Source organism: Mesorhizobium sp. GW821-FHT04C10 (assembly GCF_059420305.1).
Genome location: NZ_JBWKTL010000001.1, coordinates 3853118 through 3877064, shown reverse-complemented (window position 1 = coordinate 3877064; position 23947 = coordinate 3853118). Strand labels below are relative to the sequence as shown.

General features: G+C 63.4%; 24 protein-coding genes, 1 tRNA gene and 1 riboswitch. Of the genes, 13 read left to right on the top strand and 12 right to left on the bottom strand.

Features of this window, described 5'->3' with window-relative positions; translation table 11 throughout:
- Positions 1–29: 29 nt before the first annotated feature.
- Together AC07UC_RS18740 and cobD are read right to left on the bottom strand one after the other, a co-directional pair.
- Positions 30–539: a tyrosine phosphatase family protein gene (locus AC07UC_RS18740; RefSeq protein WP_494907010.1), complete on the bottom strand. Its 510-nt coding sequence runs from the start codon at positions 537–539 to the stop codon at positions 30–32.
- The gene (cobD, locus tag AC07UC_RS18735; RefSeq protein ID WP_494907009.1) at positions 536–1582 is read right to left on the bottom strand and encodes a threonine-phosphate decarboxylase CobD; all 1047 of its coding nucleotides are present in this window, start codon (positions 1580–1582) and stop codon (positions 536–538) included. Before cobD ends, AC07UC_RS18740 begins: the two co-directional genes overlap by 4 nt.
- Between cobD and cbiB the strand changes: the two genes are divergently transcribed.
- A complete protein-coding gene (cbiB, locus tag AC07UC_RS18730) occupies positions 1581–2555 on the top strand; it encodes an adenosylcobinamide-phosphate synthase CbiB (RefSeq protein WP_494907008.1) in 975 nt (324 codons plus the stop codon). The two genes, cobD and cbiB, sit on opposite strands and share 2 nt — an antisense overlap.
- On the opposite strand, the gene cobO is transcribed toward cbiB, so the two are convergent.
- The 4 genes from cobO to AC07UC_RS18710 are packed head-to-tail and all read right to left on the bottom strand — an operon-like array spanning position 2552 to position 4698.
- Positions 2552–3181 carry a cob(I)yrinic acid a,c-diamide adenosyltransferase gene (cobO, locus tag AC07UC_RS18725; protein ID WP_202321773.1) on the bottom strand — a complete coding sequence of 210 codons (630 nt, stop codon included), beginning with the start codon at positions 3179–3181 and terminating at the stop codon, positions 2552–2554. The genes cbiB and cobO overlap by 4 nt on opposite strands.
- A gap of 1 nt (position 3182) precedes the next feature.
- A complete protein-coding gene (cobU, locus tag AC07UC_RS18720) occupies positions 3183–3698 on the bottom strand; it encodes a bifunctional adenosylcobinamide kinase/adenosylcobinamide-phosphate guanylyltransferase (protein ID WP_494907007.1) in 516 nt (171 codons plus the stop codon).
- Positions 3691–4503, bottom strand: coding sequence for a CbtA family protein (locus AC07UC_RS18715; RefSeq protein ID WP_494907006.1), 813 nt, complete (start codon positions 4501–4503; stop codon positions 3691–3693). The genes cobU and AC07UC_RS18715 overlap by 8 nt, the downstream gene beginning before the upstream one ends.
- A 15-nt stretch (positions 4504–4518) precedes the next feature.
- Positions 4519–4698 carry a CbtB domain-containing protein gene (locus tag AC07UC_RS18710; protein ID WP_027029535.1) on the bottom strand — a complete coding sequence of 60 codons (180 nt, stop codon included), beginning with the start codon at positions 4696–4698 and terminating at the stop codon, positions 4519–4521.
- Between the two features lie 36 nt (positions 4699–4734).
- Positions 4735–4932, bottom strand: a riboswitch (cobalamin riboswitch).
- 145 nt (positions 4933–5077) lie between these two features.
- On the opposite strand from AC07UC_RS18710, the gene AC07UC_RS18705 reads away from it, so the two are divergent.
- A complete protein-coding gene (locus AC07UC_RS18705) occupies positions 5078–6247 on the top strand; it encodes an aromatic ring-hydroxylating oxygenase subunit alpha (RefSeq protein WP_494907005.1) in 1170 nt (389 codons plus the stop codon).
- A gap of 3 nt (positions 6248–6250) precedes the next feature.
- On the opposite strand, the gene AC07UC_RS18700 is transcribed toward AC07UC_RS18705, so the two are convergent.
- On the bottom strand, positions 6251–7450 hold the full coding sequence (locus tag AC07UC_RS18700; RefSeq protein WP_140772871.1) for an MFS transporter: 1200 nt from the start codon (positions 7448–7450) through the stop codon (positions 6251–6253).
- A gap of 208 nt (positions 7451–7658) precedes the next feature.
- Between AC07UC_RS18700 and AC07UC_RS18695 the strand changes: the two genes are divergently transcribed.
- Both AC07UC_RS18695 and AC07UC_RS18690 read left to right on the top strand, forming a co-directional pair.
- Positions 7659–8657, top strand: coding sequence for a heparan-alpha-glucosaminide N-acetyltransferase (locus AC07UC_RS18695; RefSeq protein ID WP_494907004.1), 999 nt, complete (start codon positions 7659–7661; stop codon positions 8655–8657).
- The gene (locus AC07UC_RS18690) at positions 8654–9130 is read left to right on the top strand and encodes a methyltransferase family protein (RefSeq protein WP_202321768.1); all 477 of its coding nucleotides are present in this window, start codon (positions 8654–8656) and stop codon (positions 9128–9130) included. Before AC07UC_RS18695 ends, AC07UC_RS18690 begins: the two co-directional genes overlap by 4 nt.
- A 6-nt stretch (positions 9131–9136) precedes the next feature.
- Here the strand turns inward: AC07UC_RS18690 and AC07UC_RS18685 are convergent, their stop codons facing one another.
- Both AC07UC_RS18685 and mgtE read right to left on the bottom strand, forming a co-directional pair.
- On the bottom strand, positions 9137–9523 hold the full coding sequence (locus tag AC07UC_RS18685; protein WP_006203215.1) for a MerR family transcriptional regulator: 387 nt from the start codon (positions 9521–9523) through the stop codon (positions 9137–9139).
- Between the two features lie 137 nt (positions 9524–9660).
- Entirely contained in the window at positions 9661–11073 is a 1413-nt protein-coding gene (gene mgtE / locus AC07UC_RS18680) for a magnesium transporter (RefSeq protein ID WP_140772865.1), read from the bottom strand.
- Between the two features lie 415 nt (positions 11074–11488).
- Between mgtE and AC07UC_RS18675 the strand changes: the two genes are divergently transcribed.
- The 8 genes from AC07UC_RS18675 to AC07UC_RS18640 all read left to right on the top strand — a co-directional run bounded on the left by AC07UC_RS18675 (position 11489) and on the right by AC07UC_RS18640 (position 20266).
- Positions 11489–12109: a response regulator transcription factor gene (locus AC07UC_RS18675; protein ID WP_494907003.1), complete on the top strand. Its 621-nt coding sequence runs from the start codon at positions 11489–11491 to the stop codon at positions 12107–12109.
- Positions 12110–12232: 123 nt separating this feature from the next.
- Positions 12233–13423 carry an aminotransferase class V-fold PLP-dependent enzyme gene (locus AC07UC_RS18670; protein WP_494907002.1) on the top strand — a complete coding sequence of 397 codons (1191 nt, stop codon included), beginning with the start codon at positions 12233–12235 and terminating at the stop codon, positions 13421–13423.
- An 11-nt stretch (positions 13424–13434) separates the two neighbouring features.
- The gene (locus tag AC07UC_RS18665; protein WP_494907001.1) at positions 13435–14388 is read left to right on the top strand and encodes an HpcH/HpaI aldolase/citrate lyase family protein; all 954 of its coding nucleotides are present in this window, start codon (positions 13435–13437) and stop codon (positions 14386–14388) included.
- Between the two features lie 38 nt (positions 14389–14426).
- Positions 14427–15611, top strand: a complete 1185-nt coding sequence (locus AC07UC_RS18660) for a malate--CoA ligase subunit beta (RefSeq protein ID WP_494907000.1) — start codon at positions 14427–14429, stop codon at positions 15609–15611.
- A gap of 128 nt (positions 15612–15739) precedes the next feature.
- A complete protein-coding gene (gene sucD, locus AC07UC_RS18655) occupies positions 15740–16639 on the top strand; it encodes a succinate--CoA ligase subunit alpha (RefSeq protein WP_032930699.1) in 900 nt (299 codons plus the stop codon).
- A 650-nt stretch (positions 16640–17289) separates the two neighbouring features.
- On the top strand, positions 17290–18159 hold the full coding sequence (locus tag AC07UC_RS18650; RefSeq protein WP_494906999.1) for a MipA/OmpV family protein: 870 nt from the start codon (positions 17290–17292) through the stop codon (positions 18157–18159).
- 17 nt (positions 18160–18176) lie between these two features.
- Entirely contained in the window at positions 18177–18944 is a 768-nt protein-coding gene (locus tag AC07UC_RS18645) for a response regulator (protein WP_494908961.1), read from the top strand.
- Positions 18941–20266 carry a HAMP domain-containing sensor histidine kinase gene (locus tag AC07UC_RS18640; RefSeq protein ID WP_494906998.1) on the top strand — a complete coding sequence of 442 codons (1326 nt, stop codon included), beginning with the start codon at positions 18941–18943 and terminating at the stop codon, positions 20264–20266. Before AC07UC_RS18645 ends, AC07UC_RS18640 begins: the two co-directional genes overlap by 4 nt.
- Positions 20267–20351: 85 nt before the next feature.
- On the opposite strand, the gene AC07UC_RS18635 is transcribed toward AC07UC_RS18640, so the two are convergent.
- Positions 20352–20436 (bottom strand) — tRNA-Leu (locus AC07UC_RS18635).
- Between the two features lie 226 nt (positions 20437–20662).
- On the opposite strand from AC07UC_RS18635, the gene lipB reads away from it, so the two are divergent.
- Entirely contained in the window at positions 20663–21406 is a 744-nt protein-coding gene (lipB, locus tag AC07UC_RS18630) for a lipoyl(octanoyl) transferase LipB (RefSeq protein ID WP_494906997.1), read from the top strand.
- 21 nt (positions 21407–21427) lie between these two features.
- Here the strand turns inward: lipB and AC07UC_RS18625 are convergent, their stop codons facing one another.
- Both AC07UC_RS18625 and AC07UC_RS18620 read right to left on the bottom strand, forming a co-directional pair.
- Positions 21428–22678: a site-2 protease family protein gene (locus AC07UC_RS18625; protein WP_494906996.1), complete on the bottom strand. Its 1251-nt coding sequence runs from the start codon at positions 22676–22678 to the stop codon at positions 21428–21430.
- Between the two features lie 667 nt (positions 22679–23345).
- Positions 23346–23879: an STM3941 family protein gene (locus tag AC07UC_RS18620; RefSeq protein WP_494906995.1), complete on the bottom strand. Its 534-nt coding sequence runs from the start codon at positions 23877–23879 to the stop codon at positions 23346–23348.
- Positions 23880–23947 lie beyond the last annotated feature (68 nt).

Genomic DNA, 23947 nt, shown 5'->3' with positions numbered 1-23947 from the left:
TCTGCGATTCCGTGAAACGCTGAACCGCTCTAGCTGTCGATCTTCAGCTCGAACGGCGTGCCCTCAAACGCGTCGGCGCCGCGCCCGATCGACTGGATCGCCTCGATCATGCGGCCATCGCGCTCCAGCAGCGCGTCGGCCACCGCAATCAAGCGCGGATTGGGTGTCGCCGAGGGCGACAGTGTCCGCAGCGTCCGGGCCAGTTCGACCTCGTCGCGCTTCGGCGCGAGCGCGGCGGCGATGATGTAGGCCGAAGCCGTCGAGCGGCTGATGCCGGCATAGCAATGCACGACCATGGGCTTCGCCCGGTCCCAGCCGCGTGCGAAATCGAGCAGGGTGCGCACATGCTCCTCGCCCGGCATGGTCATGTCGTCCTGAGCCACCGCGATATCGTGCATTACCAGATGCAGATGATTTTCCCTCGATATCGACGCCGGACGCGTCACATCCGTCCCGATGGAGAGCAGCGACAGCATGCGCTTGGCACCGGTCCTGGCCACCGTTTCCTCGATCTTCGACAGCGAACAGACATGGATCATGGTGTTAAACCCCTTGATCGATCCTCGCGCAGCGTCGCCCAATCGGCAAGGGCCGATTCGAGCCGCAGCCATTCCTCCTGACTTCCCGGCAGGCCGGCGCGCAGGACATGCGGCCGGCCGGAGAAATGCCGAAGCAGGACGCCACGCTCGCCAAGCGCTGAAAACAGGCCGGCGGCATCCGGCAGGCTGAGATAGCGGAACAACGTGGTGCCGCCCGCGACAGGCACGCCGAAACGGTCGAACAATGAGTCCAGCCGCGCCGCCGCGTCCGCCAGGGAGGCCCGCATCGTTTCCTGCCAACCGAGATCGGCAAGCGCGCGGATGCCGTATTCCAGCGCCGGGCCGGCAACAGCCCATGGCCCGAATTGCGATTCCAGGGATTCCACCGTCGCTGCATCCGAAAGCGCGAAGCCGAGCCGCAGGCCGGCGAGACCGAAGAACTTGCCGAACGAACGCAGCACGACGATGCCGCCTTGATCGACATCACCGGCGAGGCTGTGCTGGCGCGGGCCGACATCCATGAACGCTTCGTCGACGACCAGCAGCCCGCCTTTTGCACGCAGCCCGGCGGCCAGCGCCAGCAGCCGGTCGCGCTCGATGACGCGACCGTCGGGATTGTTGGGATTGACGATGATGGCAAGGTCGGCCCGCGCCAGCGCCGCGAAATCGCTGACTTCGCTCACTTCGTGACCGGCGATCGCCGCGGCACGCGCATGTTCGGCATAGGTCGGCCCCAGCACCAACGCCTTGCCGGGCCTGACCCACGACGCCACACGCGGCAACAGGATCTGCGTGCCGGGCGCAGCGACGACGTTGGCTGGCGACGGCACGCCGTAGGTCCTGGCCGCTATCTCTGTCAGTTCACGGGCCTGCCCGGCTTCCGGCAATCGCCACAGCGAGGTGGCGGGCAGGTCGAAAAGCGGGTAGGAGAGCGGATTGATACCGGTAGAGAGGTCGACGAAAGGCAATACGGCGTTGGGGAAAAGCACCCTCGCCCGGCCGAGACTTCCACCATGGTCCACCGCTCCTTCAAGAAGCTTCATGTCAGTCCTGATCGCTTTCCTGTCATTGGCCGTCGAATTCGCCCTCGGTTACCCGGATTGGCTATTTCGCGCCATCGGCCATCCGGTGACGTGGTTCGGCAGGCTGATATCCTTTCTCGATCGCAGGCTCAACCGCGCCACTGATCCCGACGCACTACGTCGCCAACGCGGTGTCCAGGCACTTCTGGTCATCGTGCTGGTGCCGGCGGTGATCGGCCTTTGCGTACAGCTTGTCCTGTTCTGGTTCGTTCCCCTGGGACTGGTCGTTGCCGCCCTTCTGGCGACATCGCTTCTGTCGCAGAAGAGCCTTTACGAACATGTCGAATCCGTCGCCGACGCGCTCGATACAGGCGGGCTGGCCATGGGCCGTGTCGCCGTCTCGCGAATCGTTGGCCGCGATCCCGAGGCGCTCGACCGCGCCGCCGTCTGCCGTGCGGCGATCGAAAGCCTAGCGGAGAATTTTTCCGACGGCATCGTCGCTCCCGCCTTCTGGACCGGTGTCGGCGGGCTGGCCGGCGGAGCCGCCTACAAGGCCGCCAACACCGCCGATTCGATGATCGGCCACCGGACCCCGCGCCACGAGGCTTTCGGGTGGGCGGCGGCACGCTTCGACGACTGGATCAACCTGCCGGCCTCTCGGCTGACGGCGCTGCTGATCGTGCTGGCGGCGTTCCTGGTCAGGGACGCCGATCCCCGCGGCGCCTGGCATGCGGTGTGGCGCGACGCGAAAAAACACCGCTCGCCCAACGCCGGCTGGCCGGAAGCGGCAATGGCGGGCGCGCTCGGTCTGGCACTGGCCGGACCGCGCAGCTATGGCGGCGTGCTGGTCGACGATGTCTTCATGGGTGAAGGCGGCCGCCGCGACGTCGACAGCGGTGACATCAGGCGGGCGCTGAAACTCTACCGCGTCGCCGACTATCTGCTGATCGCGCTGTTCGGCTTGGTCTCGGTGATCGCGGTTCTGGCGTTCTAGAACTCGATCCCTTGCTGGGCTTTCACGCCCGCCGAAAAGTGGTGCTTGGTCACACCCATTTCGGTGACCAGGTCGGCCGCTTCGACCAGCGCCGGCTTGGCGTTGCGGCCAGTGACGACGACATGCAGGCCCTCGCGACGCGCTTTCAGCCCTGCAACCACCTTGTCGAGATCGAGATAGTCGTAGCGCAATGCGATATTGAGCTCATCGAGCACGACAAGGCTGATCGACGGATCGGCGATCAGCTCCAGCGCCTTGGCCCAGGCGGCTTCGGCAGCGGCGATATCGCGCTTCAGATCCTGCGTTTCCCAGGTGAAGCCCTCGCCCATTGCGTGCCAGACGACGCGATCGCCGAAGGCAGCGAAAGCATCCTTCTCGCCCGTGTGCCACTTGCCCTTGATGAACTGGACGACGCCGACGCGCTTGCCATAGCCGAGCATGCGGAGCGCCAAACCGAACGCTGCTGTCGTCTTGCCCTTGCCCGGGCCGGTGTTGACGATCAGCAGACCCTTCTCGATCGTCTTGGCGGCCACCTCGGCGTCCTGCACCGCCTTGCGCTTGGCCATCTTGGCGCGGTGGCGCTCTTCGTCCCTGTCTTCGGTGGTCTTGCCGTCGATATCGGTCATCTCATTTCACCTTGAGCGGCAGCCCCGCCACCATCAGCAGCACCGTATCGGCGATCGCCGCGACCTGCTGGTTGAGCCGACCGGCCTCATCACGAAACCGGCGCGCCAGCGCATTATCCGGCACGATGCCTTGCCCGACTTCGTTGGAGACCACGAACCACGGCCCGCGCGACCGCGACAACACATCGGCCAGCCGCCGGCATTCAAACCCAAGGTCATGGTTTGCCAGCATGTGATTGGTCAGCCACAGCGTCAGGCAGTCGACCAGCACCGGCCGGCCATCGGGCAAAGCCTCGAGCGCGCCGGCGAGGTCGAGCGGCGCATCGATGGTCGTCCAGCCCGCGCCGCGCCGCGCCCGATGCAGCGCGATGCGCTCGCGCATCTCGTCGTCATAGGCTTGCGCGGTGGCGATGTAGGTCCATGGCGAGGGCAACGCCGTCACCAGGGTTTCGGCATGCGCGCTCTTTCCCGAGCGCGCACCACCGATGATGAAGGTCAGCCTGCCGCGATCAGGCAAAGCTGTCGCGCAGGCTGGTAGCGGTGCCGGTGAAGCGTCCGCGCACCACGCCGACGACGGCGCCAAGCACCAGCCAGAACACCAGACTGGTCAGCGTCACCGCCACCACGAACTGGTGGTGCAGGCCTTCCGGGATCGGTGTCTCGAAGCTGTCGGGCTGCGGCGCGCCGACAATGTGCGGCGCCACGATCAGCAGCACGGCAAGGATGGCGAGCGGCAGCGACTTGCGGAACGCGATCAGGCCAAGCCCGATGGCGGTCGCGACCACCGTTGCCACCCACCAGATCTGCCGCTGCGTGAGGTCGGCCGCCGGCATGGCGGGCAGTTCCGGCGGCAGGCCGAGGCCGGGCGCCAGCGTGAACACGGCAAAGCCGGCCAGGCCCCAGAACACGCCCTGGCGCCAGTTGCCGATGCCGCCGGCGAATTCCGAAACAGCGACCAGGATCAGCGCGAAACCGATGCCGGTGACGACGTTGGAAACCACGTTGAAGGCAAAACGCTCGAAGCCGTCGGCCGGCGCCCAGCCCTCGTCTTCGGCCGGAGCAGCCGCGGCGGCCGGAGCCGGGGTGGCAGCGCTCATGGCATTCGATGCCGCCGGCGCGGCGGAACTCATTGCGTTGCCGCTGGCGGCATCAGCCGGCGCCGCGGGTGCGGCGGCATGGTCATGGCCGCCTTCGGCCTGTTCGTAGACTTCCGCCTTGAGGATCAGCGGCACGGTGGCATAGGCCTGCATGCAGGCGAGGACGACGCCGGCCACGAGCCCTGCGATCGCCGCGATGAACACGACGTTGCGAAACAGATTCATGATGTCAGATCCTCGTCAGTGGCAGGGAAACGCCATCGAATGCCGGTTGTCATGACCGGCATTGTGGACCGCATCGATGTGCGAGAAGCCGACGAAGCCGATGATGAAGGTGCCGAGCAGCGCGGCGAGCGCCAGCTGCATGAAGCGCGACTGCGAGGAGACGGAGGCGCCGAGGGAGACGGAAGCGGTAGTCATGTCTTGTCCTTTCACCCTCCACCCGAGGGCATCGAAGTCAGTTTCCTGTCGCCGGCAGGTCTCCTGGCTCACGGATCAGCGCCCTTCCCCACCTTCCCGAAGACAAATCCTCAGTGGCATATGGAGAGGACTACCGCACACAGTTGCGGGGGCAGCAACGGCATTGGGCAACAAGTCAGCCCGCACCGCATTCCCTCTTGGCTCCAAAATGGAACCGACGACATCAGCGACTATAGGCAGAATCATCGCCTCCGGCAAACCAAATTCCGCCGGTAACCAGCGCGATTACGCCATGCCGGCCACATCAGCCATCAATCGGCGCCACAATTGACAATTGTGCCGGCCGGGTGTCGGCTGGCCACTTCACAGGAAGCCAGCCATGCAGCCCATTGCCAGCGAGCGCGATCCCTATAACGGCCTGACCCAGGCCGAACCCACCCTGCCCTCATCGGCCTATTGGGATGAAGCGGCCTATCAACTGGACCTCGATGCCATCTGGTACAAGAACTGGCTGCTGGTCTGCCGCGAGGCCGATCTTGCCCAGCCGCTGGCCTTCCGCCGATTCCGCATCGGCACGCAGGACATCATCGTGCTGCGCGACGACACCGGCGCGCTACGTGCCTTCCACAACACGTGCCGGCATCGCGGCTCGCAGCTTTGCCAGGAGAGCGAGGGCCGGCTGAAGGCGCGGCTGATCACCTGCCCCTATCATGCCTGGTCCTATTCGCTTCGCGGCGACCTCGTGCGCGTGCCGTCGAAATCATTGCCGGACGGCTTCGACAAGGCCGACCATCCGCTCTATCGCGTCGCACTCTCGGTATGGCGCGGCTTCGTGTTCATCAATTTGCAGGAGGATGCGGCCGGCTCGGCGCAGGCATCCTTCGACCCTGCCTCCGGCAATCTCGGCAACTGGCCTCTGGAAACGCTGGTGGCGGGCCATGTGCTGCGCAAGGTGATGCACTGCAACTGGAAGATCTTTTGGGAGAACTTCAACGAGTGCCTGCATTGTCCGGGCGTCCACAAGGACCTGTCGCGGCTGGTGCCGATCTATGGCCGCGGCCTGATGAGCCGGCATGACGACCCCGAATGGACCCGGCACGCCGACAATGACGCGCCGGAGTTTTCCGGTGGTCTGCGGGCGGGCGCCGAAACCTGGTCGAGCGACGGCAAGACCCATGGGCCGGTCTTCCCGGGATTGACACCGGCCGAACGCGCCGCCGGCCAGACCTACGCCACCAGCCTGCCCTCGATGTTCATCGTCGGCCATGTCGACTATGTCAGGACCGTTCGGCTGGTACCGCTCGGGCCGGAACAGACGGAACTTGTCGCCGAATGGCTGTTCGCGCCCGAGGCGCTGGCCGCGACCGACATCGACAACATCATCGCCTTCGGCACACAGGTGCTGGAGGAGGATGCGGCGATCTGCGAGGTCAACCAGAAAGGCCTGCGCTCGATGCGCCATGCCGCCGGCGTGCTGATGCCCGAGGAATATGAACTGCACCGCTTCCACAACTGGGTGCGCGAGCGCCATGCGGCACTTTCACCGTGATCCTCACAGCGACTTCGGCAGATAGCGCCAGGTCACGAAGCCGCACGCCGCCGCCAGCAGGCTGAGCGTGACAAACACCGAGCCCAGCCCGAAGAAGATCAGCACCACCGAATAAACCAGCGGCGGCGTGAGTTCCGAAAAATCGAGATAGGTGCGGTAGACCGCAGCCATCTGCGGCCGTTCATAAGATCGTACAGAACGCATGAAGGCGGTCGAGCCCAGGGCATCGAGCGCGATGGTAAAGAACGCGCCACCAAGCAGGAAAGCGCCGGTCAGCAATGGCGCGGTCGCGCCCACCGTGCCGGCCGCCAGCAGCATGGCCGACATGGCGAAATAGGCAAATGTCATGGTGCGGCGGCCGCCAAAGCGTTTTCCAGCCTTGCCCCAGAAGATCGCCATGAACAAAAGCGCATTGCCGGCCGAGACAAGGAGGCCGCCGGCGATATCGCCCTGCCCGGTGATCACCATGAACAGCGGCCCATAGACGAAGAACGTCGTCCAGAAGCAGGAGCGGCCGAAGGCGATCAGCCAGGCGAGCCTCAATCTGGGCTGCGCGACGAAGCGGCCGATATTGGCGAGCGGATTGGCCGGCCGGGTCTTGCCGGGCCGGATCGACTGGTTGTCGCCCAGCCGATAGGTCCAGAACAGCGCCAGCAAGGCCAGCGCGAACACCGCCACCGCCCCATGCGCCGCATAGATGCCGAAGCGTGTATAGAGGAAGATGCCGAGCGTCGGACCGCCGGTCCAGGCGACCATCGACCACGCCATGCGCAGCGATTCAGCCTGCATGAAGTCGGTCTTGCGGATGTGGTCCATGATGTAGAGATTGAGAGTGATCGACAGCGCGCTGGCGCCCATCACCCGGCACAGCATCCCGGCCAGTTGCCCGGCAAGCGTATGGGTGACGAAGAACAGCGAGCCGATGGCGAGCAGGCAGGCGCCCGCCGTATAGACCCAGCGCCGGGCAAAGCGGCGGATCAGCATCGGCATGAACAAGGTCACCGACAGGCCGAGCAGCGCCACGATGGTGTAGAGGATCGAGACGATCTGCTCGTTGTGCAGGATCTCGTAGGCCTGGATCGGGATGACGCTCGACACCGTGGCGCGGGCAAAGGACTCCACCGCGTAGAGCGAGGCGAAGGTGCGCGCATCCGCGGCCTTGAGGGCCGGGAGCCAGATCGGATGGCGCACATGGGTGGACATTGCTTCCCCAAAGCAGAATCACCAGCCAAATCTGCCTTGGTCACTCCCGGGCGATTAAGAGGAAACCGACCCGTTACCGGCCAAAAGCGAAGCCGGTCAAAGGCTTCCCGGCTCTGGCCTAAAGCGTCGCTTGATCCACCCCCTGGCCTTCTTCTGTCCCGTCCAACCGTGATAGTCCTCAGGCGGGGCTGAATCAGATCGCGAGACCATGACCATCCATACGCCGACCGTACCCGTTCCGGAGCCATCCAGGCGCATCGTCGCCATCGACATCGTGCGCGGCGTCGCGCTGCTGGCCATGGCGAGCTACCATTTCACCTGGGACCTGGAATTCTTCGGCTATACCGATCCGGGCCTCACCGCTTTCGGCTGGTGGAAGATCTACGCACGCTGCATTGCCTCGACCTTCCTGTTCCTGGTCGGCGTCAGCCTGTACCTCGCCCATGGCCGGCAAATCCGCTGGAACGGTTTCTGGAAGCGGTTCGCCATGGTTGCCGGAGCGGCGATCGCCATTTCGGTCGTCACGCGGATCGCCACGCCTGACGGCTTCATCTTCTTCGGCATCCTGCACCAGATCGCGCTCGCCAGCCTGCTCGGCCTTGCCTTCCTGCGGCTACCCGCGCTGCTGACTCTTGTCATTGCCGCGCTCGTCATCGCGGCGCCCATCTACCTGCGCTTCGAGGCGCTGGATCATCCCTGGCTGTGGTGGATCGGCCTGTCAGCGATCAATCCGCGATCCAACGACTATGTGCCGCTGTTTCCATGGTTTGGCGCGGTGCTCGTCGGCATCGGCGTGGCGAAACTCGCCTCCGCATCCGGCATGCGAGCCCGCCTTGCGAGCCTCAAACCCGGACGCTGGGCCAATCCGCTGGTCTTCATCGGCCGCCACAGCCTCGCCTTCTACCTGATCCACCAGCCGTTGCTGATCGGCTGCGTCTGGCTGTTCTCGCAAATGATGCCGGCCCAGGTCGAAACCCCGCAGGTCAATTTCCTCAAAACCTGCCAGCGCTCGTGCGAGCAGACGCGCAACGCAACCTTCTGTTCGAGCTATTGCGGCTGCATGCTGACGACGCTCGAGGGCGAAGCCTCGCTTGATCGGCTCGAGAACAACGACCAGACTGCGGAATTCCGGGCGCATCTGGGCGATCTGGCCGGCAGCTGCACGGCCCAGACCGAAGACAAGATGGATGAGGGAGGAACACAATGACCGAAACCCAACCGAAGCCCGGGGTGATACCGTGGCCGCCGGTTATCTACACCGCGGCGATCGCCGTCAGCATCATCCTCGGCATGCTCTATCCCCTGCCCTGGATCGGCGATCTCCTGGGCGACATCCTGTTCGCGGCGGGCTGGGTGGCATTGTTCGGCGTCGCCGTGCTCTGGTTCACCGCCATCCGCACCATGATGCGGGCCAGGACGACGCTCAATCCCAATGCCGTGCCCGACCATCTCGTCACGACCGGCCCCTTCGGCGTCACCCGCAACCCGATGTATCTCGCCAACACACTGCTGTTGATCGGCGTCGCCTTTGTCTCGGGGATAGCCTGGTTCCTGCTCTTTGCCTTCATCGCCGCCTTCCTCACCCAGAAACTGGCGATCGAGGGCGAGGAAAAGATACTGGCAGCGAAATTCGGCAAGAAATACCGCGACTACGCGAAGCGGGTGCGGCGCTGGATCTGAACAGCTTCAGGTGTTGACGCCAAGCTCCACGAGCCGCTCGACACAGGATTCCTCGGCCTGGTCGAGTTCGGCCAGCGTCTCCTCGAGGTCGCGGCGCTTCTGCCTCAGATCCTCGCGCTTTTCCTCGATGCGCTTGATCATCAGCTTGAGCTGCCCGACCTCGCCCGGCGGCTCCTTGTACATCTGGATGATTTCGCGGATCTCGTTGATCGAGAAGCCGAGCCTTTTGCCGCGCATGATCTGCCGGATGAGATGGCGGTCGGAGGGACGAAACAGCCGCGTGCGGCCACGCCGCACCGGCTGCACCAGGCCTTCGTCCTCATAGAAACGCAACGTCCGCGTCGACACGTCGAATTCGCGGGTCAGTTCGGTGATCGAATAATATTCCCGCATTGTCACTCCAAGTCGGAATTCCGGGCGACCGCCACGCGGCGCCGCCTTCTGTCCCGAACCAAACCCTTGGCCGCCGGAATCGACATGGCCCCCGCGCGAGCCTCGCACGGCATTTACGTAAAAGTCAATTGAGGCCACTACCTCACGCCGAACCACCAGCTTGCAAGGCCAAGGAAAGCGAAAAAGCCGACGCAGTCTGTGACGGTGGTGACGAAAACCGCCGACGCCACGGCCGGGTCGATCTTGAACCGGTCGAGCAGCAGCGGGATCAGGATGCCGGCAAGTGCGGCCGCGAACATATTGATGATCATCGCCGCTCCGATGATCCCGCCCAGGTTGGGATCACGAAACCAGACGGCGGCGACGATGCCGATCAGAACGGCAAAGACGATGCCGTTGATGAAGCCCACACCCATTTCGCGGCGGATGATGCGGGCGGCATTGTAGATGTCGAGGTCCTTGGTCGCCAGCGCCCGCACGGTGACGGTCATGGTCTGCGAACCGGCATTGCCGCCCATGCCGGCCACGATCGGCATCAGCACGGCGAGCGCCACGATCCGCTCGATCGTGTGGTCGAACAGGCCGATCACCGATGCCGCCAGAAATGCCGTGACAAGGTTGACCAGCAGCCAGGGAACGCGCGAGCGCGAGGTCGCAAACACTGTGTCGGAGAGTTCCTCGTCGCCGACGCCGCCCATGCGCAGCAGATCTTCCTCCGCTTCCTGCTGGATGACGTCGACGACATCATCGATGGTCAGCACGCCGACCAGCCGCTCATTCTCGTCGACGACCGCGGCTGACAAAAGGTCGTACTGCTCGAACTCCCGCGCCGCCTCTTCCTGGTCCATGGTGGCCGGAATGGCGTGGCGCGTCTCGTGCATGACATCCTCGACCTTGACCGCGCGCTTGGTGCGCAGGATCTGGTCGAGGTCGATGGCCCCCAGCAGCTTGAAGGTCGGATCGATGACGAAGATCTGGCTGAAGCGCTCAGGCAGGTTCTTGTCCTCGCGCATGTAGTCGATTGTCTGGCCGATGGTCCAGAACGGCGGCACCGCGACGAACTCGGTCTGCATGCGTCGACCGGCGGTCTCTTCGGGATAGTCGAGCGAGCGGCGCAGCCTGATCCGTTCGGTGAAAGGCAGCTGCGACAGGATCTCGTCCTGGTCCTCCTTTTCGAGATCTTCGAGAATGTAGACCGCGTCGTCGGAATCGAGTTCCTGCACCGCCTGCGCGATCTGCGCATTGGGCAGATGATCGACGATCTCCATGCGGATCGCCTCGTCGACCTCGGTCAGGGCGGAAAAGTCGAAATCGGCGCCCAGCAGCTCGACCAGGGCCTGCCGCTGTTCGGGATGCAGCGCCTCGATCAGGTCGCCGAGTTCCGACTGGTGCAGATGGTCGACTTCATGCTTGAGGGTCGGCGTATCGCGATCGGCGATCGCGGCCCCGATCTGGGCAAGGAAGGACGGGAGGACCGCACCGTCCTCGCCATAGATATCGGCGCGGGCATCGTCAGCCGCCTTGGCGGAGGTCGTCTGCTTGTCCTCCACCAGCGCCTCCCGCCATCCCGGAAAAATTGTGCCTCAGGTCTAGAGCATCGGCCCCTAAAGCGGAAACCGGTTTCGCGGAAATCCGATGCATCTCGCGCACAGACGCGATTCGATTCAAGAACTTATCGCTCTAAGGCACGGAATATCAAACGAAACGCCTGCTCCACATCGCCCGGTGAGTGTATCGCGGATGCCTGACCTGGCAATGCCTATCCCATCAAGAAACAGCCAATCCCGGCTTCAGACGGCGCGACAGCCGATGTCGCTGGGGAAAGAGCACCCCGGCGCGATTGGGGCAGAATTGTCATCATACGGGTCCAGGCCTGAAGCCTGACCTCGGAGTTGCAGCCCAGGACAAAAACGGCCCTTGAACAGCAAGCCCGGGAAAACGAGCAAGGCAGTTGGCGACCGGCGCATGCGCATTGTCGTCGCCGAGCGCAATCCATTCGTCATATCGGCGCTGCGCGAAATGCTCGAATGCGACGGCCGTTTCGATCTGTTGAGCACCGTGCAGAGCGGCAGGCAATTCCTGGATCTGGCTGATAAGGGCGGGTTCGACGTCGCTGTCATCGGCTGGAAGCTCGCCGACATGGACGGCGCCGATGTGCTGGCCGAGGTCCAGAGCCGCAAGCTCGACGTGCGCATCACCGTCTTTTCCAACGACCATGACATCGGCATCCTGAAGCAATGCGTGCGGCTCGGCGCCCAGGGCTACTGTTTCCAGTTCGACGACCCAGCCATCATCTTCGACACGATCCTGGCGGTCGCGCATGGACGCATCTGCATCCCCTATATCGACATCAACAAGGTCAACGACACACCGCTGGCGCAGCTCACCGTGCGCGAACGCGAGCTGCTGGCGGTGCTTTCCGACGGCTGGACCAATCTGCAGATCGCCACGCGGACCGGCATTTCCGAGAACACGGTGAAGTATCACCTCAAGAATCTCTACGACAAGCTCGACGTCCGCAACCGGGCGATGGCTGTCGCGCTCTACGCGCGAGAGAGGCGTACCCAGAAGCAGCCTTTCGGGTAGGCTGAGCGGGTAGGCTTCCCCCACCCGCGCGCGGCGAGATCTTACCCGCCAAGGTGTTGTTGGCTTTAGCCGTCGAAACGAAACTCCCCCCACCGCTTTGCTGGATCAGGAGGAGTTCGCACCATGGCCGGTTTCACCCATCTTTTCATTCCCGGGCCGACCAACATCCCCGAACAGGTCCGGCAGGCGATGAACCTGCCGATGGAGGACATGCGCGCCGCGTCCTTCCCCGATCTCACCTTGCCGCTGTTCGAGGACATCAAACGCGTTTTCAAGAACGAGACCGGCCGCGTCTTCATCTACCCGTCCTCCGGCACCGGCGCCTGGGAAGCGGCGATGACCAATGTGCTCAGCCCCGGCGACCGCGTACTGATGTCGCGCTTCGGCCAGTTCTCGCATCTGTGGGTCGACATGGCCGAGCGCCTCGGCTTCGAGGTCGACGTCATCGACTGCGAATGGGGAACCGGCGTCCCGCTCGAGCTCTATGCCGAGAGGCTGAAGGCGGACAAGACGCACCGCATCAAGGCAATCTTCTGCACGCAGAACGAAACGGCGACCGGCGTGACCAGCGACGTTGCCGGCTGCCGTGCCATTCTCGACGACGCAAAACACCCTGCCCTGCTCTTCGTCGACGGCGTGTCGTCGATCGGCTCGATCGACTTCCGCCAGGAGGAATGGGGCGTCGACTGCGCCGTCAGCGGTTCGCAGAAGGGTTTCATGCTGCCCGCCGGCCTCGGCTTCCTCTCGGTCAGCAAGAAGGCGCTGGTGGCTTCCCGAAGCGCCACCCACCGGCGCTGCTTCTTCTCCTTCGAGGACATGATCCGCGCCAACGATGCCGGTTATTTCCCCTACACGCCGGCCACGCAGCTTTTGCGCGGCCTGCGCGCCTCGCTCGACCTGATTGCCGAGGAAGGCCTCGACACCATCTTCGCCCGCCACCATCGCCTCGCCGAAGGCGTGCGCAAGGCGGTCGATGCCTGGGGCCTGAAGCTGTGCGCCAAGGCGCCGAAATGGCATTCCGATACGGTGAGCGCCATTCTGGTTCCCGAAGGCATCGACAGCGGCGACGTCGTCAAGCGCGCCTACCGCACCTACCAGACCTCGCTCGGCGGCGGCCTCAACAAGGTGATGGGCAAGGTCTTCCGCATCGGCCATCTCGGCTGGCTGAACGAGGTGATGGTGCTCGCCTCGCTGTCGGCGGCCGAAATGGCGCTGCTCGATTGCGGCGTGCGCCTGGCGCCTGGTTCCGGCGTCGGCGCCGCCATCCAGCATTTCCGCGCCTCGGCCGCCGTGCCGGTCGCCGAAGCCGCCTGAGGGAGCCGACGATGAGCCACACCATCAACCACCTCAGGAAATTGAGGCTCCAGCGCAGTGAACTGGCGGTTCCCGGCTCCAGCCCGGAGATGATCGACAAGGCGGCAAACAGCGCCGCCGACTTCGTCTTCCTCGACATCGAGGACGCGGTCGCCCCGCCCGACAAGGAACGCGCCCGCAAGAACATCATCCAGGCGCTCAACGACATCGACTGGCGCGCCAAGGGCAAGACCGTCTCGGTGCGCATCAACGGGCTGGACACCCATTACATGTACCGCGACGTGGTCGATGTGATGGAACAGGCCGGCGGCCGGCTGGACACTATCCTGGTGCCGAAGGTTGGCGTGCCGGCCGATCTCTACATGGTCGAGGCCATGGTCAACCAGATCGAGATGGCCAAGGGCTTCAAGACCCGTGTCGGCTTGGAAGCCCTGATCGAGACCGCGCTCGGCATGGCCAATGTCGAGGCGATTGCCGCGACACCCGGCAGGCTCGAGGCGATGCATTTCGGCGTCGCCGACTATGCGGCAAGCTGCAAGGCACGCACCGTCAACATTGGCGGCCTCAACCCCGACTATCCCGGCGACCAGTGGCATTTCGCGCTGTCGCGCATGACCGTCGCCTGCCGCGCTTACGGCCTGCGCGCCATCGACGGACCGTTCGGCGATTTCTCCGATCCGGAGGGCTACATCGCCGGTGCGAAGCGCGCGGCGGCACTCGGCATCGAAGGCAAATGGGCGATCCACCCCTCGCAGATCACGCTTGCCAACGACGTCTTCTCGCCGCCGGAAAAGGAAGTCGCGCGGGCCAGGCGCATCCTTGAGGTGCTCAAGGAAGCCGAGGCCCTGGGAAAAGGCGCCGCCGCACTCGACGGCAAGATGATCGACGCCGCGTCGGAACGCATGGCGCGCAATGTTCTGGTGGTCAACGAGGCCATCGAACGCGCCGGCCAACCGACCAGCTAACGACCGCGCCACGCATTGACGGTTCAGGGAGGACAACAATGGACATCCACGAATATCAGGCCAAGGAACTGCTCGCCCGGCATGGCGTGCATGTGCCGCGCGGCGGGCTGGCCTACAGCCCCGAACAGGCGACCTACCGGGCGCGCGAGATCGGCGGCGGCAAATGGGTCTTGAAGGCGCAGGTTCACTCAGGCGCCCGCGGCAAGGCCGGCGGCATAAAACTGTGCGCCAATGACGAAGAGATCTCCAGCGCCGCCGAAGCAATGCTCGGGCGCAAGCTGGTGACCCAGCAGACCGGCCCGCGCGGCAAGCTGATCTCCAGGCTCTATCTCGAGGAAGCCGTCGACATCGCGCAGGAGCTCTATGTCGGCTTCGTCCTCGACCGCAAGGAAGAGCGCGTGATGATCGTGGCCTCGGCCGCCGGCGGCATGGAGATCGAGGACATTGTCGAGAAGGCCCCCGATTCCATCCTGCGCACCTCGGTCGATCCCGGCGTCGGCATGCAGCGTTTCCAGGCCCGCGAGATCGCCTTTGGGCTCGGCCTCGATCACGACCTGATCGGCAAGGCGACCGAGACCATTTTCAGCTGCTACCAGGTGTTCCGCGACTACGATGCCTCGATGCTGGAGATCAATCCGCTGGTGGTGACCCGCGACGGCAATCTGATCGCGCTCGACGCCAAGATGTCGTTCGACGAGAACGCGCTGTTCCGGCGTCCGGAAATCTCCGAACTGCGTGACAAGAGCCAGGAAGACCCGCGCGAGACCTTCGCCAGCGACCGCGGCCTCTCCTATGTCGGCCTCGACGGCAACATCGGCTGCATCATCAATGGCGCCGGGCTCGCCATGGCGACCATGGACATGATCAAGATCGCCGGCGGCGAGCCGGCCAACTTCCTCGACATTGGCGGCGGCGCCTCGCCCGAGCGGGTGGCGAAATCCTTCCGCGCCGTGCTTGGCGACAAGAATGTCGAGACCATCCTGGTCAACATCTTCGCCGGCATCAACCGGTGCGACTGGGTCGCGGAGGGCGTCATCAAGGCGATACGCGAGGTCGGCGTGACCGTACCGCTGGTGGTGCGGCTCTCCGGCACCAAGGCTGAGGAAGGACGCCGCATCCTGGCCGATTCCGGCGAGGCGGTGATCGTCGCCGACACGCTGGCCGAAGCCGCCGAAAAAGCCGTCGCCGCCTGGCGAACGGCCGCCAAGAAAAAAGCAGCCTAGAGCCGGATGATTTCAGGTCGAATCGACCTGAAATCTGAATCCGTCTCTAAAATCAAACAGATAGAGCATGATGTCGTCCGAAAACCGCTTCACACTTTTCGGCATCATGCTCTAGGGAGGTCGAAAAAATGGCAATCCTGCTCAACCGCAGCACCCGGGTCATCGTCCAGGGTTTCACCGGCAAGATCGGCAGCTTCCATGCCGAGGACATGAAACGCTACGGCACCAAGCTTGTCGGCGGCGTCACCCCCGGCAAGGGCGGCCAGACGCATCTCGGCCTGCCCGTCTTCAACACCGTCAAGGGCGCGGTGCGCGAGACCCGCGCCGAGGCGAGCATCGTCTTCGTGCCGCCGCCCTTCGCCGCCGATTCGATCATGGAGGCGGCCGACGCGGGGATAAAACTCTGCGTCTGCATCACCGACGGCATCCCCTCGCAGGATATGATGCAGGTCAAGCGCTACATGCGCCGCTACCGCTTCGAGGACCGCATGCGGCTGATCGGCCCGAACTGCGCCGGCATGATCACCCCGGGACAGGCGCTGATGGGCATCATGCCCGGCTCGATCTACCTGCCCGGCCGCGTCGGCATTGTCGGCCGTTCCGGCACGCTCGGCTACGAAGCGGCCTCGCAGATGAAGGCGCTCGGCATTGGCGTGTCGACCAGCGTCGGCATCGGCGGCGACCCGATCAACGGCTCCTCCTTCAAGGACATGCTGAAGCTGTTCGAACAGGACGACGAGACCGACGCCGTGGTGATGATCGGCGAGATCGGCGGACCGCAGGAAGCCGAAGCCGCGATCTGGGCACGCGACAACATGCGCAAGCCGCTCATCGCCTACATCGCCGGCCTCTCCGCCCCGAAAGGCCGCCGCATGGGCCACGCCGGCGCCATCATCTCGGCCTTCGGCGAGTCGGCGCAGGAGAAGGTCGAAATCCTGAAGGAGGCAGGCGTCATCATCGTGCCGACGCCGTCGTCATTTGGCGAGGTGGTGGCCGATACGCTGGCACGGATGAAGAAGGCGGCATAACCTCTGGGAACAGGCTGCCTAAGGGCAGCTGCCGAAACACGAGGCGGCGCGATCTGAATGCGCCGCCCAGCGGTCCCTTCCAAACAGTCGAACAGCCGACGCCACGATGGAAGCCCGCCCGCTTTCGACGGCGGGCGATCTGGCAGAAGCCGGTTTGGCCCAGCCCTTAGGTCGGGCAGCCGAAGCTAGGACAAGCTATCGCAGTCACGGCGGACAGCTTTTCGCGCCTTACGAACACCGGCTTCGCATAAGTCTTCTTCATGGTATCTCCCCTTGGCCAAAACCCACGAAGCGACCCTTGCCGTTGCCTGGATCGCATTGTCAAGCGAGCTGTCAGCAACCACCAATAACAAAACAGTGACAGCCTTGTTTGGCAGCTCAGTTTAGGAAGCAGCCCGCCGCTGATGAACTTTAATTGGCCGACAAATAATCCCTCGACAGCGGTCAGGCCGGCCCATCGTCCTGACGAGCGGGACTATCAAACACTCCCGAGTCTGACGCTTCGCCGTTCCAGAGGCGCGCACGCACGGAGCCAAGATCAGGCCAAGATTGCGCAACAAAACTTAACATCACTTCATGCATGCAGCCATTTTCACCTGAAATAGTCCGGGCATCGGAGGCTCTTACTGCCTCCCTGCTCTGGAGCATGCATGTACAAAATGGTTTCTGGACTCTTCGCCGGCCGGGCCTCTCTCGCGGCGATGGCAATCCTGTTTTCAACGCATTCTGAGATCGTGCTGGCGGCGGATGCCATTGCCGTCGACACCGATGCCGACGACACCGGGGATCCGACCCCGCCGCCCAATCCTTCGCGTTTCGGGCGCTTCGAACAGAAACTGGCCGACTGGCATGTCGTCCTTGGCGGCGGCGCCATCATCGTTCCCAAATACGAGGGCAGCAACGAGTTCAAGGTCATGCCTGTGCCTTTCATATCGGCGACATTCCTCGACACGGTGACGATCGATCCGACGGGCGCCAACATCGCCGTCTATGAGCAAGGGCCGTTCGAGCTCAGCGCGCGGCTTGGCTACGACATGGGCCGCAAGGAAGACGATGCCGATCACCTGCGCGGCCTGGGGGATGTCGACATGGGCGCGGTCGTCGGCGCCAAGGCGGCGGTGAAATTCGGTCCGGCGGAAATCTTCGCACAACTGGACAAGACCATCGGCGGCAGCGACGGCCTGGAGGGCACGCTTGGCATTGAGGTGACCCAGCCTCTGTCCCAGTCACTGATGGTCGGCGCCGCCGCATCGGTCGTCTTCGCCGACGAAAAATACATGCAGGCCTATTTTGGCGTCACGCCGGAGCAATCGGCTCGCTCGGGGCTGGCGCGTTACGATGCCGGCGCCGGGTTGAAGCGCGCCGATTTTTCGATTTCCGCCACATATATGCTCAATCGCAACTGGATGGTGCGTGGCCAGGCGGGGGTCGGCATTCTTGTGGGGGACGCTGCCGACAGCCCTGTTGTCGTCGACAAGATCCAGCCCTCGGGAATGCTTCTCGTCGGATATCGGTTTTGATGCCAACACATAGTGCAATGCAGGCTGCGGCAGACTCCGGCCGGATCGATCTGAACGCCGAGTTCAAATCGCCGAGGCAAGGCCCGCAGATCCTCATTGTCGAAGACGATATCGAGATCGCGCGCATGCTGGGCGAGACGCTCACGGAAAACGGCATGATCGTGGAAATCGCCGCCAACGGCGTGCGCATGAACGCCGCGCTTCGCAGCCAGAAATTCGATCTCATCGTGCTCGATATCATGCTGCCTGGTGAAAACGGCCTCAGCATCTGCCGCCGGCTTCGTGCGCAAACGAACGTTCCGATCCTGATGCTGACCGCGCTTGGCGAGGAAATCGACCGTATCTTCGGACTGGAGATCGGCGCCGACGACTATGTGACGAAACCGTTCAGCGCGCGCGAATTGACGGCAAGGATACGCGCGTTGCTGCGCCGCACGGCTTACGCTCCCGACGAACGGGACCGGACAAAGGTGCTTCGCTTCAACGGCTGGCGCCTCGATCCCGTTCGCCGGCAATTGCATGATCCCAGCAATGCACGGGTCGCGACCACCACGCATGAATTCGATCTGCTGCTTGCGTTCTGCCGCAATGCGGGTCGGGTTCTGTCGCGCGAGGAACTTCTCAGCGTCACCCATGCGGGGCTTGCCGGCCCGATCGAGCGAAGCGTCGATGTCCATGTCAGCCGGATCCGCCAGAAAATCGAAAAGGACGCGCGCGATCCGGTTCTTCTCAGGACTGTCCGGCTGGGTGGCTACATCTTCACCGCCACGGTGGAGGAAGCGTGAGGCATTTGGTCCGTCGTTTCCTGCCGCAGTCGGTGCGTGGGCAGTTCGCGGCAATTATTTTCATCGCCGTGATCGTGATCATGTCCTCCGGATCGGCCTTCGAGGATTTGATCGAAAATGCCGACCTTCCCGTCGTGGAAGACAGCGCCAGGCAGGCTGCCGTTGTCGCTGCCTTGTTGCGCCAGACATCGGTCGAAGCCCGCAGCGCTGTTCTGGCCGCGGCGACACGCGCCGGCTTTGATTTCAAGATCCTGCCCAGGGAGCAGATCAGCAATATTCCAGACTCCTATCTGCAATGGCGAAGCATCACATGGCTTCTCCAGATCGAGAGCAGCTCGATCGCCGGGCGCTGGATAAGGACCGGCGGCAGGTACGCGTTTGTCATCGATCTGGACCAGCAGAGCGTCCTGGCGCATTTCGGCATGCCCGATTCCTGGCTGACATCAGGCTTCGTCCGTGTCTCGTTCTACAGGTTCATGGCTTTCGTCGCCTTGCCCATCCTGATCTGGCTGTTTGCCGTATGGGCCGTGACCGACCCGCTAAGGCGCATCTCGGCGGCAGTGGGGGAAGCCGAGATCGAGAATGGCAATGAGCTCTTCGCCGAACACGGCTCCATCGAAATGGTCGGTCTGGCGCGCGCGCTGAACAGGATGCGGGAGCGTATCCGCACGATGATCGAAAACCGCACTCGCATGTTGCGCAGCGTCAGTCATGATCTGCGCACGCCTTTGACACGGCTGCGGCTTCGCGCCGAGCGCATGGATGATGGTCTCCTTCGAACCGCCATACTGTCCGACGTCCGGCACATCGAAGATCTGATCGACGAGACTCTAACCTATCTGCGTAACGACGTGTCGACGGAAAAGCTGCAGCGGGCCGATATTGCCAGCGTGCTGCAAACCGTCTGTGCCGAATTCTCCGATGTCGGGTTTTCGGTTTCCTATTCCGGGCCGGACAGGCTTCTGGGCTGGTGCAAACCCAATGCGCTGGCGCGTGCGATCACCAACCTATGCGACAATGGGGTCAAATTCGCCGGCAATGTCACCGTCGCATTGACGCAGACCGGCACGACGGCGCGCATTGCGGTCGGCGACGACGGGCCGGGCATTTCGATGACGGCCCGCTCCCGCGTTTTCGAACCCTTCTTCAAGGAGGACATGTCACGCGGCGTCGCCTCGAAGCACGGCTTTGGCCTCGGCCTTTCGATCGTAGCGGACATCATCCAGGGCCACGGCGGCAAGATCGAGTTGCACGACAACCAGCCAACCGGCCTCGTCGTTACCGTCGATCTGCCGAACGGACCAAAGGTCCAGCCGCTATAGGGCGGCGGCGCCGTACTCGGGTCTGATGATCGCCGGATTGCCGGAGGTGATTTCACGAGATCCGAAGGCCCGCTTCGGGAAATTTTGGTGCGGTCGAGAAGACTCGAACTTCCACGGGTTGCCCCACAGCGACCTCAACGCTGCGCGTCTACCAATTCCGCCACGACCGCACGTGGTAGGAGCCGGAACCGACCGGCTCGCGGCGTGTAGCAAATCGTTTCCGGCGAAACAAGTGCGCCGCACGCAATAATCTCAAGCGATTGGCATAACGGTCCACAGGATTGGAATGAAGGGCCGGAACTGGACGTTTCCAGCTGATAACGCCATATGGAGACAGATGCATGCCGCCCGAAAGTGCAAGCGGATCGCGACGGCATAAGTGAAAAACGAAAAGCCATGACAGAACGCAGCCAGATCGCCACGTCGTTCCTGCCGCTCCCCGGTTCAGCACCGGTCGAGTGGCGCATCGAGCCTGGCCTTACCCCCTATCCCGATGCGCTTGCCTTCATGGAGGCGCGTGCCGAGGCGATACGCAGCGGGGTCGCCGGCGAAATGGTCTGGCTGGTCGAACATCCGCCGCTCTACACCGCCGGCACCAGTGCGCGCGTCGAGGACCTGATCGATCCCGACCGGTTCCCGGTCTTTTCGGCCGGTCGCGGCGGCGAATACACCTATCACGGGCCGGGCCAGCGGGTCGCTTATGTCATGCTCGACCTGAAACGGCGACGCGAGGACGTGCGCGCCTTCGTCGCCGCGCTCGAACAGTGGATCATCGGCACGCTCGCCGCCTTCAACGTGCGCGGCGAACGCCGCGAGGACCGGGTCGGCGTCTGGGTGGTGCGGCCCGATCGCCCTGCCTTGCCGGACGGTTCGCCGGCCGAGGACAAGATCGCGGCAATAGGCATAAGGCTGCGGCGGTGGGTGAGTTTTCACGGCATCGCCATCAATGTCGAGCCTGATCTCGGCCATTTCAGCGGCATCGTGCCCTGCGGTGTGCAGGACCACGGTGTCACCAGCCTCGTCGATCTCGGCCTTCCCATTGGCATGGCCGACCTCGATCTGGCGCTGAAATCAGCCTTCGAGGATGTTTTCGGTCCCGCCGTGGCCGCACCCGCCGAGCCAGTCCGAAAGACTGGTTGAACCCTTCGGGCTCAACATGGCTCAAAGCAACTGCGCCGACGCCCACAGGACGCCGCAGCCATGGATGACGAACACCGCCAGCAGTGCACCGGCGATGGCGAAGCGGTCGACCGTGCGGATCGGCTCCAGCTCGTGGCGTGGCTTGACCCCGCTGCCCATGGTCAGCAGGCTGAGGATTGAAAAGACCGCCCCCGCCGCGAGCAGGAAGCCGGAGGAAAAGCCGGCCCGCCACCCCACCGCCAGGAACGCCGAGAGCAGGAAGAACGAAGCCAGCGCCAGCGCGACCGGCCCCGGGCAGATCTGGCGCAGCACCTGGCCGCCGTCGAACTTCCACACCGGCACCAGATTGGCGATGTTGAACAGGGCGGCGCAGCCCGCCAGCGCCGCCAGCAGCGCTGCCGCGGCCTTGTGTCCCTCGCCGCCCGCAAGCGCACTGGCGGCAATGACGATCGGCACCAGGAAGGCGGAGAAGCCCGCCCCCATCAGCGCCACGAAGGCCACTTCAAAACGGCTGTTGTAAGGCCGGCCGCCAATGGCGATGCCGCCGAGCAGCGGAATGAAGATCATCCGCGCCTTGCGGTGGCCCATCAGCCGGAACGCTGCCATATGGCCGAGCTCATGCAGGGCCACGACCGAGGTGAGGATCGAGGCGAGCGCCAGTCCGCCGAGGCGGAGCCCGAAGAACGGCCACAGCATCAATGCCGACAGTACGGCAAAGCCGACCTGGCTGAGCGGATGCTCGAACCAGCCGCCCTTGCGATACTGACCGGTTAGCGCCCAGCGTTGCAGCTTGGACAGCTCGCGGCGCATGGCGAAGTAACGGAACACCAGAAAGGCAACGCCGCGGTAACGGTCCGTCTGGCCGAGCGTCACCCGCGTGCCGCCGCCTTCGCGGACGAGTTCGGCGGTTTCGCGATAGTCTTTCCAGAACGAGGCATCGAGCGCGGTATCCTCGACGACACGCATCGAGAAGCGACTGCCTTCGACGACATCGTCAAACCGTGCCCTGCGTTCGATCGGCTTGCCGTCGCGGCCCTCCCGCGACAGCATGATGCGGGACACGCCCTCCCCGTCCAGTGGCCCCGCCGATAGGATCTCGCCGGACCAGCCGGCATCACTGCCAAGCGGCCACAGCGCCTGCCAGAGGCGCTGACGGTCCACCGCAATCAAGCGGCTCATCCTCACCGTGCGCAAATCGAGCGGCGCGGTCATCAAGAGAAAGATCAGCCCGAGGTTGCTGGCCACGAGAATGGCCGTGACGATGGGCGACACCTGGACGTTGCTCCCTGCCTTGGAAGCGCACCCTAGCGTCGCTGCGGCAAGAAAGGCTTAACGGCGGAGCGGGTTTCGCCCGCGGAACCAAGGCGGCGAGAAGCCGCCAAATCACATGGCTCCGATCCAGATCGCCATGGAAACGAGAAACGCACTCATGCAAACCAGCGAGATGACATCCTGAACCAGATCGGTCATAACTCTCTCCTGTTGTTGATATGTTCGCAATTTGTTCTAATTTTGTTTCAATGTCAACGACCACGGGGTAAGGAGATAATGCGGGAAATTTGGCACGGTTAGCGAAAGGTTAACCGGTTCCAGGTGGCGCGGTAGCTACGATCGCCCTGGCATAGTCCGTCTCGATATCCCGGTAGCCGCAGTCGCCCGCGGCCGAGTCCCAATAGGTAATGCTGCAAACAACACCAGCGCTCATCCGCTTCGGTGGGTCAGAGGCTCCAAGCGCGATCCACGCCACCCCCAGCCAGCCGACGGCCTCCAAGATGTATCCAGTGAAAATCGGCATGGCAGTGACGAAAAGGCCGCCTATGCGAAGGGCTTTCGGGGGAATACGCAGGCAAGAATCGGCGAGAAAGCAGTAGGCTAAACAGGCGACGCAAATGCATGCCGCTTCTCGACTGATCAGGCAGCCAAAGCGGGCAACGGGGCGTTAGCTCGACCGCCTGTAACGCATGATCGCTGACATAGCCTCATCGAAGCTACGGTCTGTGCCGGTCAGCAAAATGGTTATGGTTACATCACTTCCGGTCAACTTGCGGCTGGCACTAGCCAAACGACCAGCTAGTCCTTTGCCTGGGAAGTTGTTGGGGTGTCGTAGATGTAAAACTATTCTCTTCTGCGCGTTTCGGGACCAAGTCGTTACGTCTTCTATCTCAGACCAGGGTATGGTTTTATCGGACCAAGGCGAATAGCGAATACCCGCCGCATCGATACGCAATTGCTCCGCCGTCACGAACAATTTTGAAATCCACTTCATCGCAGCAAGCGGACCCACTGTCACGGCAATCCAGCCGGCAATAAGTATTTTCAGATGAGAGTATTGGATAGTAGGGGTAGGCGCAGCACCAAAGGCGCCTAACATCCACAGCCCCACGATAACAAAAGCTAATGAACCAAATGCAAGAAATGCGCACTGCCAGCGTGACGGATAGGCAACGAAACTGTCTGAATGGTCAGCCAACATCACAACCTCATGGCAGCTAACGGGCTTGTCGCACACCTGCCTTCCATCGCAGGCTATGCACGTTTTCC